The sequence below is a fragment of the Dictyobacter aurantiacus genome, from assembly GCF_003967515.1.
Taxonomy (GTDB): Bacteria; Chloroflexota; Ktedonobacteria; order Ktedonobacterales; family Ktedonobacteraceae; genus Dictyobacter; species Dictyobacter aurantiacus.
The window spans coordinates 5,156,971-5,172,760 of sequence record NZ_BIFQ01000001.1 but is presented as its reverse complement, the minus strand read 5'-3'; the positions used below and the strand labels follow the sequence as shown (position 1 = coordinate 5,172,760).

14 protein-coding genes are annotated in these 15,790 nt (G+C 58.7%); 6 read left to right on the top strand and 8 right to left on the bottom strand.

Annotated elements, in window-relative coordinates; all coding sequences use genetic code 11:
* Positions 1-43: 43 nt before the first annotated feature.
* Entirely contained in the window at positions 44-1,270 is a 1,227-nt protein-coding gene (locus tag KTT_RS20740; RefSeq protein WP_126597806.1) for a hypothetical protein, read from the top strand.
* Positions 1,271-1,321: 51 nt separating this feature from the next.
* On the top strand, positions 1,322-1,915 hold the full coding sequence (locus tag KTT_RS20735) for an HNH endonuclease (RefSeq protein ID WP_126597805.1): 594 nt from the start codon (positions 1,322-1,324) through the stop codon (positions 1,913-1,915).
* On the opposite strand, the gene KTT_RS20730 is transcribed toward KTT_RS20735, so the two are convergent.
* Positions 1,894-2,712, bottom strand: a complete 819-nt coding sequence (locus KTT_RS20730) for an alpha/beta fold hydrolase (RefSeq protein WP_126597804.1) — start codon at positions 2,710-2,712, stop codon at positions 1,894-1,896. The genes KTT_RS20735 and KTT_RS20730 overlap by 22 nt on opposite strands.
* Before the next feature lie 149 nt (positions 2,713-2,861).
* Here KTT_RS20730 and KTT_RS20725 point away from each other — a divergent pair, with 149 nt between their 5' ends.
* A complete protein-coding gene (locus KTT_RS20725) occupies positions 2,862-3,464 on the top strand; it encodes a PadR family transcriptional regulator (RefSeq protein ID WP_126597803.1) in 603 nt (200 codons plus the stop codon).
* A gap of 5 nt (positions 3,465-3,469) precedes the next feature.
* Here the strand turns inward: KTT_RS20725 and KTT_RS20720 are convergent, their stop codons facing one another.
* The 4 genes from KTT_RS20720 to KTT_RS20705 form a co-directional block, all read right to left on the bottom strand.
* Entirely contained in the window at positions 3,470-3,886 is a 417-nt protein-coding gene (locus KTT_RS20720) for a cupin domain-containing protein (protein ID WP_126597802.1), read from the bottom strand.
* Between the two features lie 289 nt (positions 3,887-4,175).
* Positions 4,176-4,595: a VOC family protein gene (locus KTT_RS20715; protein ID WP_126597801.1), complete on the bottom strand. Its 420-nt coding sequence runs from the start codon at positions 4,593-4,595 to the stop codon at positions 4,176-4,178.
* A gap of 43 nt (positions 4,596-4,638) precedes the next feature.
* Entirely contained in the window at positions 4,639-5,430 is a 792-nt protein-coding gene (locus KTT_RS20710) for an AlkZ-related protein (RefSeq protein WP_126597800.1), read from the bottom strand.
* Between the two features lie 96 nt (positions 5,431-5,526).
* Positions 5,527-6,462 (bottom strand): helix-turn-helix transcriptional regulator, encoded by a 936-nt coding sequence (locus KTT_RS20705; RefSeq protein ID WP_126597799.1) that lies wholly within the window; start codon positions 6,460-6,462, stop codon positions 5,527-5,529.
* A 246-nt stretch (positions 6,463-6,708) separates the two neighbouring features.
* Here KTT_RS20705 and KTT_RS20700 point away from each other — a divergent pair, with 246 nt between their 5' ends.
* The 3 genes from KTT_RS20700 to KTT_RS20690 all read left to right on the top strand — a co-directional run bounded on the left by KTT_RS20700 (position 6,709) and on the right by KTT_RS20690 (position 10,376).
* Entirely contained in the window at positions 6,709-7,899 is a 1,191-nt protein-coding gene (locus tag KTT_RS20700) for a sensor histidine kinase (RefSeq protein WP_126597798.1), read from the top strand.
* Positions 7,900-8,253: 354 nt separating this feature from the next.
* A complete protein-coding gene (locus tag KTT_RS20695; RefSeq protein WP_126597797.1) occupies positions 8,254-8,799 on the top strand; it encodes an RNA polymerase sigma factor in 546 nt (181 codons plus the stop codon).
* Complete coding sequence (locus KTT_RS20690) at positions 8,796-10,376, top strand: WD40 repeat domain-containing protein (RefSeq protein ID WP_126597796.1); 1,581 nt, start codon at positions 8,796-8,798, stop codon at positions 10,374-10,376. The genes KTT_RS20695 and KTT_RS20690 overlap by 4 nt, the downstream gene beginning before the upstream one ends.
* Before the next feature lie 140 nt (positions 10,377-10,516).
* Here the strand turns inward: KTT_RS20690 and KTT_RS20685 are convergent, their stop codons facing one another.
* The 3 genes from KTT_RS20685 to KTT_RS20675 form a co-directional block, all read right to left on the bottom strand.
* The gene (locus tag KTT_RS20685) at positions 10,517-12,505 is read right to left on the bottom strand and encodes a YjhG/YagF family D-xylonate dehydratase (RefSeq protein WP_126597795.1); all 1,989 of its coding nucleotides are present in this window, start codon (positions 12,503-12,505) and stop codon (positions 10,517-10,519) included.
* A gap of 293 nt (positions 12,506-12,798) precedes the next feature.
* Complete coding sequence (locus KTT_RS20680; RefSeq protein WP_126597794.1) at positions 12,799-13,278, bottom strand: response regulator; 480 nt, start codon at positions 13,276-13,278, stop codon at positions 12,799-12,801.
* Positions 13,279-13,323: 45 nt separating this feature from the next.
* Positions 13,324-15,516: a sensor histidine kinase gene (locus KTT_RS20675; protein WP_126597793.1), complete on the bottom strand. Its 2,193-nt coding sequence runs from the start codon at positions 15,514-15,516 to the stop codon at positions 13,324-13,326.
* Positions 15,517-15,790 lie beyond the last annotated feature (274 nt).

Here is a 15,790-nt window from a genome sequence, read left to right as displayed (position 1 = left end):
GAGTGTCATGTAGATTATTTTACTAAAAGGAGTGATATCCACGATGATGGGTCCGAACTATTCAGCAACCGAACCCGCCTATATACAGGCGGCGCCTGAAAAACCGCGTGGATTCTTTACCCGTGTACTCCACGCAGTGTTCACCCCCTGGTACCGCCTTACAGCGCCGCCGCCAGCCGAGCCGGGGGCGAGCTTCGAGCAGCGCGAAGTCGTACGGCGCGGTCGCCTGGCCAGCACGATCATGTTGGCGCTGGGCTTTATACTCCTTGCCCTGGTAGGTCCAATAGGTGTTTTCGGCCCGAACCACCAGATTCTGTTCGTCGCCCTGGGTATTTTAGTGCTGATAGCGATCTGCGCGCCGCTAAATCAGAGGGGGCACGTCACCGCTGTAGGTTTAATAATTTCACTATCAGTAAACCTGGGTATCTTTTCTAGTATTTTGCGTAGTCCTGGTGGCCTGGCACCTGAAACTATTGCAATATTTGACATGCTGGTCTTTTCTGAAGTATTTGTAGTATCACTGCTCCCCGTAAACTGGGTTATACCTGATGCATTGATGAATATCATCTTTTCGTATGTTGTGCTGACGTACTGGCCTCGTACCCCTTCACTGAACCACATCATGCAGGGCGGCGGTTACTTCACCGTCGTCTCACGCCCCATTCAGATTCACCTGATTGTATCTGTGGTACTCTATCTCTGGGTGGCGAGCGCGACGCGTGCTATTCAGCGCGCCGATCGCGCCGAAGAGATCGCCAAGCTGCAGCACGACATCGCGGCGCAGGAGCACGCCATCGCCGATGAAAAGCGAGCGCTGGACAACAGCATCCAGGACATCATGGCGGTCCATTCAGCCGCCAGTAACGGCAACCTGGCGGCGCGCGTGCCCCTCCAGGAGGGGGCGACCCTGTGGCCAGTCGCCGTCTCGCTGAACAACCTGCTCTCGCGCTTGCAGCGGCTCCAAAACAGTGAGATAGAGTTGCAGCGACTGGTGCCACGTCTACAGCGCGCGGCGCAGATTGATCATGAATACAAGCGCCTGCAGGCGGCCGTGATGCAGCTCGCGGATGCCATCCACGCATCGGACGAGGAGCTCAAGCCGATACAGATCAACAACAACGGGACCCCGGCAGACACCATCGTCATGGAATTGCTGGGGAAATACGTACTTTCTCTGCCGTTCAGGTTGAGAGAACCGGTCATCAACGCGATCCAGCAGGAGCGCACGCAGGTGCCGCAGCAAGATTTTCCATCCCAGCGAGGCTCGTAGGTGCCGGGCCTGTCTCGGCTTTTACGCATATGGCAATGAGGAGGAGGAGTGATGAAAGTTTTACGGCCATCGGTGATGGCGGCGCGCGAGTGGTTCAAGGAGCGCGATCCTGAGCAGTGGCGGCGCATTCGCCAGCAGGCGCTGCAGAGGGACCGCTACACCTGCGTCTACTGCGCCCTGAGCTGCCGCCGCTTCATGCAGGTCAACCATATCGGGGCCGAGGACGATCATCGCCTGGAAAATCTGGAGACGGTCTGTCCCGCCTGCCACAGCGTCATGCACCTGGGCATCAATGTGCTGCAAGGGGTGATCACGCTCTTTGAATGCAAGCCAGAGCTCACCAACATGGCCGAGATCGTGCGCGCCACGCGCTCAATGGTTAATCAGGGCTACGAATGGGACGAGATCGAGGTGCGCACTATTGGCCGCTTTCGGCGGACGGCGGGAAGAATATATGAAAAGGAGGCATCGCTAGAGATCGCCAACCGACTGGTCAGCTCCATTCAGGCGCCCGACTTCCGGGCCTATCTGCCTGAGGGGCTGGCCATCATCTTTCACGAGCAGGGTCCATGGAACGATTTCCCCGAGCGTACCTGGAAATGGCAATGCATCTCCGGCAGCCATTATCGCCAGGAGTCCCCGTAGGCGGCAAAAAAATCCCCAAGGCGCCGCGCCACGATCTCGGGGATCTCCAGAGGCAGCCAGTGTCCATTCCGCGGAAAATGCTCGACGTTGCTGGTGCCAAAGCTCTCCGCGTAGTCTGGTGTAATAAAGGGATCTTCATCTCCCCACAGAATCAGAGTGGGGACGCGCGCGGTCAGCTCGCGCAGGCGATCCTCCCAGCCCACAAAGTCTTTGGGATCGATCGATCGGTACAGCTTGAGCATCATACGCCGCGTCTGCGGCTTGCTCAGCGAGAGCTCATACGCCGAACGGACGTACTCGGGGCTGACCAGCGGCGCGTTCTGGCGCATCATCCTCTCCTGTGCCGAGAGGCTAACGGCCGACATCATCAGCTCTCCCAACACGGGGGTACGCAGGATACGCGCGGTGCCATGCCACTGGTAGCGCGACGAGAAGTTCGAGCCGCCCGCGATAGCGAGGTGCGCCACCTGCTGCGGATGACTCGCCGCCCAGGCCAGGCCATACGTCGCCCCGAAATCCATCACCACCAGGTTGAGCGGCGTCGCGATCCCGTAACGCTCAATCACGCGCTCTACAAACGTGGCCATATAGTCCAGCGAGGCCTGAAAATCGGCCGGAACCCCCGAACGACCAAAGCCCGGCAGGTCCGGCGCATAGCAATGATAGTGATCCTGCAGACGCTCGATGACCCCACTCCACATCTCACCCGAATCGGGCGCCCCGTGTAAGAATAGCGTGGGAGCTCCCTGCCCACGCTCAATCATATGGATAGACACATCCTGTGTCGATAGTGCCATCTCATTTCTCCTTATATTTTCTAATCATATGACTGGAAGACATATAACTATAAAGAGTATAGTGTGGAGAGGAGAATTTTGTCAAGCAGAAATATGACGTGATATCATAGGGAGCGGTATTTTGAATTGTAAGAGGAAAGAGTGCAATTATGGATCGACCTGAGGCCTATCCGATTACCTACGGGGTATTGGGGCTGCTCGCGTACTGGGGGCCGCTATCCGGCTATGATCTGAAGCAGCTATTTGATCATGTGCTCTCGGCCATGTGGTCGGCGGCGCACAGTCAGATCTACAACGAGTTGAAGCGCATGAAGGGGCTGGGCTGGGTGGAGATGGAGCGCGAGGAGCAGGAGTCGCGCCCGGACCGCAAAGTTTATTCGATTACGCCGGCCGGGCGGGCGGCGCTGGAGTCGTGGCAACAGCAGCCACCGGCGGTCCTGCAGCTGCGCGACGAGCTGTTGCTCAAGATGATGTTTGGATCGTTCGCGCCGCCGGAGGCCATCAGCGAGAACATCCGCGCCAGCATCGCTCTGCACGAGCAGCGCCTGCTGCAGTATCGGCAGACGACCCAGCACCTGCCGGTGCGCGACCAGCCCCGGCAGGCCAGCGGCCGCCCCAATCCCTACGCCAGCCAGGAGGAGGAGGACATCTATTTCCGCCTCGTCTCGCGCTTCGCCATCAACTTCGAGCAGACCTACCTGAACTGGCTCTACGAGGCGATGGAGGTCCTGGAGGAGCAGAATGAAGAATAAAGCATTTATGTTCGTGATGGCGGGCCCCATCCTTCGATGACGATGGCGTGCAGCTCGGAGTCGTCGGTCCAGGCGTGATGGTCGACATGAGGTGGCCAGAGAATAGCGTCGCCGGCCCGCACGGGTTGCGTCTCACCCTGCGGTCCGCCGATGCGCACAAAACCGCTTCCATGTACGACCATGAATAGGATCGGGTGGGGAGCGCTGTGCTCATCCATGGTGGCGTGGGGCTCAAAGTACAGGGCCACCACATGGGGCGCGCCCTCGCTGAACAGCGGCAGACCATTGACCTTGCGGGCATAGGTCTCCAGCTGCTCGGGTGAGGAGTGCGCATCCTCATGTAAGATCGGGACTGCGTAGAGGCCGGCATGGCCGCCGGGCACTTTGGATTTCACATCGGAGCTAAAACGTCGTATCTGCATCAAGAGTCCTTTCTGGTTTTCTCTACTTCTTATTCCTTAACGAACACAAGCCTGATGTTATTCCTTTCTTCATGGATGGTATTTTGTCCTATGCGGTGCGTTTGGGTACGCGTGTGGTACGTTGGCGTGGAGGTACCACGTTGGCGTGCCTGGAAGACAGGAGAAGCGGGGGCGTGGGGGTACGGGGGCCGCCGTCGCTGGCGCTGGCGGCCCGGTCGGCCGTTGAAGGTCGACCTTACAGGGGCGTTCCCTTTGAGCGGGCGACCGTTTGCGCGACCGGGCAGGGCCGTTATTCGGGCAGGAGGTCGGGGTTCCAGACGACCTCCCAGAGGTGGTCGTCTGGGTCCTGGAAGTAGCCGGAGTAGCCGCCCCAGAAGGTTTCGGCGGGAGGCTTGATGATGCGGGCGCCAGCTCTGCTGGCCTGCTCCATTACCTCTTCCACCTCTTCTTTGCTGCCGACGTTATGACCGATGGTGAGTTCGGTCGGGCTGTGGGGCGTCCGGGAGAGGTGGGTGTCGTGGGCGATGTCGGCGCGGGACCAGAGGGCCAGCTTCAGGCCGGGCTGCAGATCGAAAAAGACGACGGCTCCATGCTCGAATTCTTTGCCGATGATGCCCTGCGTGGGCAGGCCCAGGCCGTCGCGATAGAAGGCGAGCGAGCGTTCCAGGTCGTCGACTCCCAATGTCATCACTGTAATGCGTGGTTTCATATCAAGCGCGCTCCTTTTTTCTTGTCGTATGTGTCTCTCGTCCTTAAATTGAAGAGGTTGGGCTCAACCGCTGCTCTTTCTGTACTTCAGTGAGAACCGCTTTCAACTGGTCCTGGGGCAGCTTGAGATCTTTCGCCAGCCTGATTGGATCGGCGTAGAGAGCGTGGGGCAGGTAGCTGAGCAGGAAGGCGCGCAGGGCCTCCTGCGGATTCAGGCGCTCGGCGGCGGCGACGTGCTGGGGGTAGCGCTGGCTGACGAGGGTGTGGTACATAGTATGGTCGTCACCCAGGAAGACCTTGGCCAGCAGCATCTGTGACTCTAGCTCTTCGACGGCTTTGAGGTAGAGGTTACGCGAGGCGGTGCCGCGTGGGAAGCCGGCCCGATCGCGCAGTTCACTGGTCGGCAACGGCTCATCGACCGACTCCAGGGCTTCGACGATGTGATAGGCCTGCGCGGAGAGCTTGCCGGCGTGATATAGCTCGTGGGGACTGCGCAGCTCGCCGCACAGGCGCAGCATGGCCGGGAACAGCGACCAGGAGATCCAGGTAGGCCGGCGCCGGATCAGAGCCGAATAGTAGGCGACTTCCTGGCTGCCCAGCGCCCAGCGCCAGGTGTAGATCTCGCCGCTGGGCGTATCCCAGGCCGAATCCGTCTTCGCGGCAGGATCGCCCACATAGGCGGAAAAGAGATTGGGGAACTCCGGCGAGGCGGGATAGAGCGTCACGATCCCTATGCGATCAATGAATTCCGGCGCCTGCTCGCTTCCCGTTAAACGGTCCTCGGGCGTCTGGCGCCAGTTGCGCAGGCGCTGCCGCGCGTAGGTGGATTCAACCATGCTCATAGCTCCTTCAATTCAACTCGATGATGATCAGCGCATTGACGGCTGATAGATAGAGTTTACAGCAGCAATGGTGACAACCTTATGTCACCATTAGGAGTAGCGTTGAGCGATTGCCAGCGCGGCCGCGCGCAGTTGGTCTTTGAGCGCCTGGGGGGCCAGCACTTCGGCGTCGGGACCCAGGCTGAGCAGGGTACGCAGCAGCCAGGGATACTCAGAGGGCGGGCAGCGAAAGCGCAGCAGGCCGCCATCCTCGGCAGGTTGGATGGAGTCGCCCAGGTGGGGATCGCGCTCCATGATCATGGCGCCATAGGCGGTCAGGCGGATGCACACCTCCGGTAGAGAGGGATGCCCATAGGGCAGAGCTGGAGCGACATCCGCCGCGGACTCGGAGAGCATGGGAGGGGGCGCGTCAGTGGGATTGACGCTGATGAAGCGGTCCACGCGATAGGTGCGCTCCTCCTGACGCTCGTGCGAATAGGCCCGGCAATACCAGAAGCCGCCAGAAGAAGAGAGCAGCAGCGGGCGCAGCGTCTGCCGAGACGTACGCTGGCCAGAGCGATACTCGACATCTAGCCACGCCTGCGCCCGCGCGGCGGCGATCAGCTGCCCCATAAACGGCGTCGTATAGCGGCGCTGCGGCACCTCAAGCTCGATAGTGCGCAGCAGATGCTCGGCCTCAGCCGCATGTCTCTCCGGCATGACCGCCGCCATCTTGGCCAGCAGGGACTCGCGCTCCTGCTTGAAAGGGGTATCAGCCAGCCGCGCCACGCTGCTCAAGGCCAGACGCAGCAGGAACGACTCGCTGACCGTCAACTGGAGTGGAGAGAGCGAATAATCGGGCATCAAAGAATAGCCACCCCGTGGGCCCGAAGTAGTGACGATCGGCACACCCATCTCGCACAGCGACTCGATATCGCGAAACACAGTCCGCCGCGAGATCTCAAAGCGCCGTGCCAGCTCTCCCGCGGTACGCGGTCCCCCCTGCAGCAGCAGCACGATAGCGGTCAGCCGATCCATGCGATTCATAAATACCACAGCCCTCCTTCTCCACTGATATTGTATCAACTCTACGCACACCCGCAAATACTGTACAGCTTCTATGTATAGAAGAAAAAAATACTATCTAATACGATTAATCTTTGACATTTTTGGCATGGAACAGGTATACTGAGCAGTGTGCATATTATAGGGGATTGTAGCACAGGGATGCAGATCATCGGAACATATAGACATTCTTATGTTAAGGGATCTTAGGATAAGAGGGGAAGATATATGAAGTATTATGCGCGCATCGGTATCCTCTTGCATCAACTGCGTATGATCCCACTTACCTGGCTGAACCTCTCCTGGGGATCGCAACTACTCCTCGTAACCTTCTCCTATGTTGTCGGGATCAGCGGTCTGTGGCTGCTGTTTCCTCCCACCCATAACGGGTCCAGCATGTTCCTGCCCATTGTGATTGCCTGCTGGCTGTTTCGCTATCGGGGCCTGCTCACCGCCATGGTGCTCAACGGCATCGCGTTCCAGCTTACCTACATCTTCCTCCTGCGCGGACTACTGCCCGACCAGGCATTCGTAGTCGGGGGCATCGTCGGCTTCATCACCTCGCTGGGCCTGGGTATTATCGTCTGCTGGCTGCGCGCGGCGGTCGACCAGGTGCGGATGGCACGCCAGCGAGTCCAGGCCGCCGAGCAGGAACAGCTACGCATTCACTTACAGGAGCAACAGATCGCGCTGGCCTACGAGCAGCAGCGCAAAATCAACGCCCTCAAGGACCAATTTCTCCTGAACGTCAGCCACGAGTTGCGCACCCCCCTGACCGTACTGGGGGGCTCGCTAGAGATCCTCCACGATTTTGGTGAGCGACTGGACCCGACGACGCGGGCACAATATATGAAACACGCCATCGAGAGCCAGGAAGACCTGGCCGCCCTGGTTGATCGCGTGCTCGACGCCACCGAGATCATCAGCGATATCCCAGGCGCCAGACCTGAAGCCATCAACGTGCGCCACTTTCTACAGGATGTGCTCACGCAGCTCAAGGCTCCCGAGATCGCCGCCTACACCATCCACCTGCAGCTGCCCGACCAGCTCATGGTCTGGGCAGATCCCCAGTTCTTGCGCCAGGTCCTGCACAATCTGTTCTCCAACATCTTCAAATACGTCCCGACCCGGACCGAGATCCATATCGAGGGCGTGCAGAGCAAGTCCTCTTCATTCGTGAATATACATATAAGAGATGAGGGGCCCGGTATTCCCGCCGATGAGCTCTCCCTGATCTTCGAGAAATTCGTGCGCCTCAAGCGGGATATAGGTGGGCCCACACGAGGAACCGGACTGGGGCTCTACATCTGCAAGCAACTGATGGAAGCGATGGGAGGGCGCATCTGGGTTGAGAGCAGCGGCCAGCCCGACCAGGGAAGCTGCTTCTGCCTCAGCCTGCCTGCCGTGACATCGGATTAAATTTGCAAAGGCGCAGCACAATAAGCGTCCGCGGCACATTTTTGAAAGGGCAACATCCAGTAAGCTCTTCATTTCCCTCTAATTGCACATGAGCCATGCGATAAAAGATTTGCAGAGAAGCGTGTGCGCGGCATCGCCCCAACGCCTCAAATGCCGCTCGTTGGCACCGAATGTAGCAATGACAATCCTGTACGCACGCTATCTCCCCTCACCAATTCCCTCATTGAAGCGTATTTATCGCTGTTTATGCTTCCTCTTTTTGGCAGAAGCAAAAGACAGATGGGGAGGGATGCAACGTTTTTTTATCTTTGTGCGATGGAAAGATGAGATCTCAAAAACACTGAGAGGAAAAGCATGGAACTCTCACATAAAGTCGCTGCGGATGGCTCGCCGGTGGGCCGTCTCTATGAACAACATGGTCCGGCGCTTTTTGCTTATTTGAGTCAACAGACCGGCTCGCGCGAGGCCGCAGAAGACGTACTGGTAGAAGTCTTCATGGCCGCGCTTGAGACGGAGAGGTTTGTCCGGATGAGCGAAAAAGAGCAGGTGTCCTGGCTCTGGCGGGTAACACGGAACAAGGCGGTGGACGCTTATCGCCGCTCACAGGTCAGGCGCGGGCTAGATCTGAGCCTGGTGGCTGACTATATCGACGATAAGGAACGCTCTCCTGAGCTAATCATGCTGCAGCGAGAGGAATCAACGCTTTTACAGACCTACCTGGATCGGCTCTCTCCTGGCCAGAGGAGGGCTATCCAGCTGCGTTTCGCCCATGGCCTGCGCAGTTCGGAGATTGCGACGTTGATGGGCAAACGCGAGGGGAGCGTGCGTTCGCTCATGGCTCGCGCGCTCAATTTCTTGCGCACGCTCTACGACAAGGAGCAGGAAGAGGCGCATTTATGACACAGAATCGCGATTTTTTCACACCCGAGAGCGTGGATGAGCAGATTGAGCAGTTCTCCTCGCACCAGCCAGGCGAACCAGCGCTCCTGGAACCGGGCGCAACGCCTGCTCAAGCAGAAACACGCCGCGTCAGGGATTTCCCGGCGAACGAGGATGAGCAGGGCGCATCGGCGCGCCTGGTCAAGGATCTTCAGGCCTTTTACCAGGCTGATTACGAGCAAAACCAGGCCTTCCTCGCGCGCGCCAGGCGGCGGATCGCGGCTCACCAGGTCGCTAAAAATGATGTCAATCAGGCGCGGAGCCCGATGGATTCGGCTCCTATGCTACGTTTTTCTCAAGAAAGGACTCGTAAGATGCAATCTCCCCGTTCAGCGGAGCAATCCAGGGGCAGAAGGTTGTCTCGCAGCCTCGGTCTGCTGGCTGCTGTCCTGGTAGCAGGACTGCTAGTGAGCACACTGGCTGTGATGCTGACCCTCAATCACAGTCAGCAGGGCAGCCAGGATATTGGCAAAACAAAGGCGACTGCGACCCACGCACCCAGGCCCACGCCTACGCCTACGCCAGTGTCCGCCGGCACGATACTCTCTACGCGAAAATCCCCGGCGGGAACCAACTTCAACTCAGCCGCGTGGTCGCCAGATGGCACGCGCATGGCCGCTCTGGCTATAGATCTGAAAAATGCCAGGACGCTGCTGTACATTTGGAACGTCACCAGCGGAAAGAATCTCATGACGATTCCTCTAGAGGCGGCGGATCTCGGTGAGGTGCAGTGGTCACCAACGGGCAAATACCTGGCGCTGAACAATCTGCAGAGCATTGTGATTGTCGACAGCCAGACTGGTGCGGTCGTCAAAACCATCAACGACCCGACGCCGACGGCCCTCCACGTCTCTGGCACGCATCAGTCCCTCCTTTCCAGTGCCGTCCCGCTTGGTAGCGGGGTTGGCTTTTATTCCGTGGCCTGGAGCCCGGATGGCGCATCTCTGGCGGTCGATGTATCCAATACCAACTCGGGGAAAGTCGTGTTGCTAGATCCGCTGACCGGCACAGTAAAAACCACGTTCAGCGCGCAGGCGGCGCCCATCGGACTCGCGCTGGCCTTTTCCAGCGATGGAAAGTACCTGGCCGTATCCTACTCGAATGACTCAAAAATTGTGGTTTGGAGCGTTGCTACGCAACAGGTTGTTTTTGTGCTGGGCAAAGCCCAGTCCATGGCGATTGCGTGGCAGCCTGGTACCCATAACCTGGCGCGAAGTACGTTTACCTCGATGGAGCTCTGGGATGTAGACGCACAAAAGCTACTCAAGACCTATAAAGGGGTTTCGGGCTTCGCCTGGTCGCCTGATGGGAAGGAACTGGCGGCGTACACCTCGCCTTTCACTGGTCCATTCTTCCAGGCAAAAACCAGCAAAGTGACCATCCTCGACGCGGGCAGCGGAGCGCAGGTTGGACTCTATACCAGCCAGAACCGGATGATCTTCTCAGCGTCCTGGTCACCTGATGGCCACTCTATAGTCACCAGAGAGTCTTCGGGTATCAATAGCACCAACAACCAGATCGTCATCTGGGCCGCGTAACCACCGCGTGGCAGCTGGCTCTATACAAGGCGTGGCACGGTTTGTTTCAGGCAAAATCCTGATGTGCTCAAATCGTGCTATCGCCTTGTATGTCCCGATTGGGCATGAAGCCGTGTAGCCTAATTATTGCCCTCCCTCAGCTATGGTGCTGGCATATCCAATGCCTTGCGGCCAGCTTCGATCACCGCGATGATGCGGTCCACGTCGTAGATGGCGCCGCGCCAGACGCCACCGCTGGCGGCCTGCAGAGCGGCCCACAGCCGGGTATCGTCTGGCAGCAGTGGATCGGGGGCCAGGTCGGGATGCGGCGGGCGCTCCCTGAGCAGGATCGCCCCCTCGCCAGGAGTGAAGGTACGCTCGCCATCACCGATCACATTGATCTCCCCATGCAGATTCTCGCGATCCAGCACAATCTGAATGATATCACCATCGCGCACCTTACCGATGGGTCCGCCCGTCAGGGCTTCGGGTCCCACCAGGCCGATGCAAGCGCCGGTTGAGACGCCCGAAAAGCGGGCATCGGTCACCAGGGCCACGTGCTTGCCAAAGGGCAGGTACTTGAGCGCGGCCGTCAGCTGATAGGTCTCCTCCATGCCGGTCCCTCCGGGTCCTCGTCCCATCAAGACGATAATGTTACCGGCCTGAATGGAGCCCTCCTTGATCGCGGCCATAGCTGCGCGCTCGCTGGTAAAGACGCGCGCGGGCCCGGTATGGCGATAGACCCCATCCTCATCCACAACACTGGGATCGATGGCCGTGGATTTGATGACCGAGCCCTCGGGCGCGATATTGCCGACCGGGAACATGACGGTCGAGGTCATCCCACGCTCACGCGCCAGTTCCGGCGTCATAATCACATCATCTGGTTGGACGCCATCAGCCTCCAGCAGACGCGCACGCACCTTCTGGCGACGCTCCGACTGCTCCCACCAGCTGAGCACATCGTCCAGTGTATGGCCGGTACAGGTCTTGACGCTGGTATCGAGCAGGCCGTGGCGCCTCAAGTGGAGCATAACTTCGGGCACGCCACCAGCCAGGAAGACGCGCACCGTCGGATGATCGACGGGACCATTGGGCAGCACGCTCACCAGCCGCGGCACCTGGCGATTGATCTCCTGCCAATCGGAGATGGTCGGGGTGCGCAGGCCGGCCGCGTGGGCGATGGCGGGGATGTGCAACAGCAGGTTGGTCGAGCCCCCGAAGGCGGCATGTACCACCATGGCGTTGCGAACGGCGGCATCGGTCACTACATCCTGCATGCCCATGCCCAACTGCACCTGGTGCAGCAGCGCGCGGGCCGACTGGGTGGCCAGCGCCTCCCAGATCGGCTCACCGGAAGGGGCCAGCGCTGAATGCGGGATCGCCATACCGAGCGCTTCCCCCACCACCTGGGCCGTCGCGGCCGTCCCCAGAAACTGGCAGCCGCCGCCGGGGGTCGCGCAGGCTCGGCAGCCCAGCTGGGCCGCGTCCTCCAGCGAGATGTCCCCATGTACGTAGCGCACGCCGATCGTCTGGATCTTGCCGGCGTCCTCTCCATGCTCCGGCGGCAGCGTCACGCCGCCTGGGACCAGGATGCCCGGCATCTGGCGCAGTGAGGCCAGCGCCATCATGGTCGCGGGCAGCCCCTTATCACAGGTCGCCACACCCAGCACAGCCTTACGCGTCGGCAGAGAGCGAATCAGGCGGCGCATCACCATCGCCGCATCGTTGCGGTAGGGCAGCGAATCAAACATGCCGGCCGTCCCCTGACTGCGGCCATCGCAGGGATCGCTGACGTAGGCCGCGAAGGGGACCGCGCCCGCGTGCTTGAACTCGCCGGCGGCGGCACGCAGCAGGCGTCCCACCTCCCAGTGGCCTGTGTGGTAGCCCAGGGCGATCGGGCTGCCATCCTCCGCCCGGATACCGCCCTGCGTGCTGATCATCAAAATATGCTTATTGGCCACTTTGGCGGGCTCCCAGCCCATACCGACGTTCTGCGTCAGGCCAAAGAGATCGCCGCTGGCCCACTCGCGCAGCATCTTTGGGGTCAGGGGCAGTTCGCCCTGCGGCCCCTGCGCGTGCGTGGGGATGGTGTATAGCTCGGGCTCCTGCGCCTGCAATAGCGTCGATAAGACGTCAAAATCTTCCATCGCCTCTTACCTTCTTCTAACCATCAGGCTACATCATCGAATGCCAAAAGTATACATGGCAAATGAGGCATTATCAATGTTCACGCTAGCGTGAACATTGATAATGCCTCATTTGCGTTCGCCCTATTTCTTTCTTGCCGCCTGCGGCGGCGCGGAAAAGAAGGGAGAAGGGAGGGCTGGGGGACACCCCCAGACCCCCGGCAGGCGGGCTCGTCGCCCTCCTGCACCTCCCACGGCGCGATGGGCAACCTTATGTCCGTTTCGCGGGTCTGGTAGTGCGTCGCTTTACTTAACTATTTTCTTTTTTGATCCAGTGGCTCGGGTGCAGCAGCCGGGGAGGTTACGGCGACGCCAAACCAGTATTTGTTGAGTGTCTCTACTACTTCCAGCAACTGGCTCATGTTCATTGGTTTCAATATATAGCTATTAGCCCCCAGTTGGAAGCTCACATCGATATCTTTAGGGTCTTCGGAGGAGGTCCAGATGATGACCGGGATCATGCGCAGATCGGGATCGCTCTTGACTTCTTGCAAGACATCGCGGCCATCCACGGAGATCAAATTCAGATCCAATAGGATCAGTGCCGGGCGCGGAGAAGTTTCGGGTGGGGTGAACTCCTGGCGGTGATAGAGGTAATCGAGGGCCTCATCACCATCAATACAGCGTACGATAGGGATGGATAACGACAGCTTCTTCATAGCCCAGAGCACAACTTCGTAGTCATCGTCATTATCTTCTATAAACAAAAGTGGACTTTCGTGGGCTATCGCCATCACAGTTATCCTTCTCTACACATCCCTCCAGCAGGAAATGTGCTGCTAATCACGTACAAGAGGAAGTGTAAACCAGAAGGTCGATCCCTTCCCAGGGTCACTCTCAATTCCGACCCGGCCAGAATGCTGCTGAATAATACTCTGACTGATGTAGAGTCCCAGGCCAAGACCACCGGAGCCGCTATAGAGCTGGCGATCAGGCGTCTGATAAAAGCGTTCCCAGATCCGACGCTGTTCCTCTGGAGTCAGGCCCGGTCCCTGGTCCTTGACAGATACACGGGCCTGCTCACCCTCTACGCTCAGGCTCACCTCAATCGGCCTGTCATCCTCAGAATATTTGATCGCATTGGTAAGGTAGTTGGTCAATACCTGTCCCACGCGATCGATATCCACCACCACTGGCACCATATCCTCTTGTGGCAAATGTATATCTATAGTACGGGTGTGGGCGAGAGATAGTTGATCGGCGACCACCCTTGATACCAGGTCAACGAGGTTACAGAATTGTACTTTGAGCTCCAATTTATGTTCTAAAATACGTGACACATCCAGCAGATCATTGACCAGCCGGGTTTCAACCGAGACCTGCCGCTCGGCCCGCTCCACCAGCTCCTGGATGCGGGCCGCCACCTCTGGAACAGAGACGGTATCATTATTGAACAGCTTCAGCTGGCGACGTATCAATTGCAGGCTTGCCTTCATAGTGGCCAGCGGGTTGCGCAGTTCATGATTGGTCATGCCCAGGAAGGCATCCATCTGCTGACGCGCCTGGTCGCTGGCGACTTCGGCCGCCTGGGCAGCGGAACGCTGATCGATCAGCCGCTCACGTTCAAATGCCAGCGAGGCCAGTTTCCCGATGGCCGTAATCAGACTGAACTCATCCTGTTGTGCATAATGGTGATCGGCGGTGCCATAGTTGATCGAGAGGAAGCCCACCAGATGGTCACGCAGGCGGATCGGCGCGCCCAGCACCTGCTCCACACCGAAGGTAGGCACCGTACCGGACGGCGTATCGAGCAGGGAGAATAAGACTGGCTCGCCGCGCTGCAGGCGCGCCATATCAGGAGCAGGAATATAATCGGATAGAGAAAGGGAAGGCACCCTCTCCCAGAATTTCTGGCGCAGGTCTTCGGGCATTCCCACGCCAGCGATCGGTCGAATCAAGCCCTTTTCGGGATCGATATCAACGATCGAGGCCATCTGGCAGCCCAGCAGATCGCAGGTCAGGCGCAACAGTTCTTCAGCGTTCTCACGCCTGGTTGTACGCGCGGACCCATCACCCGCTACAGGCAAACGAACCAGGACCTCCGCCATGGACAGCAGGGTCTCCAGCGCTTTGCTGGTGCGCCACTGCTGATTGCGGCGCGCCGTCACATCGCGGCAGACCAGCACAGCACCCATCAAGCCATCCTGCGCATCATAGATAGGCGCCCCGCTCACGCTGATAACGATCTGACGACCGGTCAGCGTCGTAATCCACAGATCCTCGACCGTGATGCCGCGCAGCGTCTCACCCCGCAAGATACGCGATGGCGGCAGTTCATCAACAGCCAGCGGCCGCCCATGCGCATTCGTGACCCGCATGGTCTGAAAGCGCTCCTGTAACGACTGCATAGGATATTCAGGACGCTCATTGAAGCCCAGTAATAACCCGGCGGCATCGTTATACTGAATCAGGCGACCTTCATGATCATAAATAACGACCGCGTCAGCGATCGACTCAAAGGTGGTAGAGAGACGCTGCTCGATCTGGTTTCGCTGTAGCTCCGCCTGCTTGCGCTGCGTAATATCGCGCACGATCCCATAGACCCGGATCACAGTATCATCATCGCACGGGTGCTGATTCACGATCGGATAGCAGGTATCCTGCAGCCAGCGTATCTCGCCACTGCGCGTAATCACGCGCCATTCGCGCGTATCCTGTCGCCCCTGGCGCATCGCCTCCATGCGCGGCGCATGCATCCAGCGATCATCGGGATGCTGCAGATTCTCCCAGCCACGCCGATCAAACTCTTCAGGAGTAAAGCCTGTAATGGAGGTAAACGCCTCGGTCGTCCACAAGGATTGGTACGAGCCATCTGGCAGCAAAAGGTACATATACGCATAATCAGACGTCAGTTGCAGCAGGACGCGACCACGCTCCTCGCGTTCACGTACATGCTGCAGCTCCGCCTCAAGCTGCTCAATGCGCTCCCTCAAATGCTTATTCTCTTGTTCCTGATCTGTCACATGCTCCATCCGGCAGGCCTATCCTTACTGACTTGGGAAATCCGCTGTCACATCTACTAGCTCTGGGAACGCCACGATTCAACCTGGCGCTCCCCGCTATCAATCAACACATCCTATTATATCAGATGCCGCCATTGGCTATGTCGTTGTGGCCAATAGTTCTAAGCAACGAGCACGTCAACCTGTGCAAGCCGAACTAAGTATGCATCAAACATCTCGCATGGGTAACTTTCGCCCGGCACACCCTATCTTTCACAATTTCAGTGGAGCTGCAACCGGGATG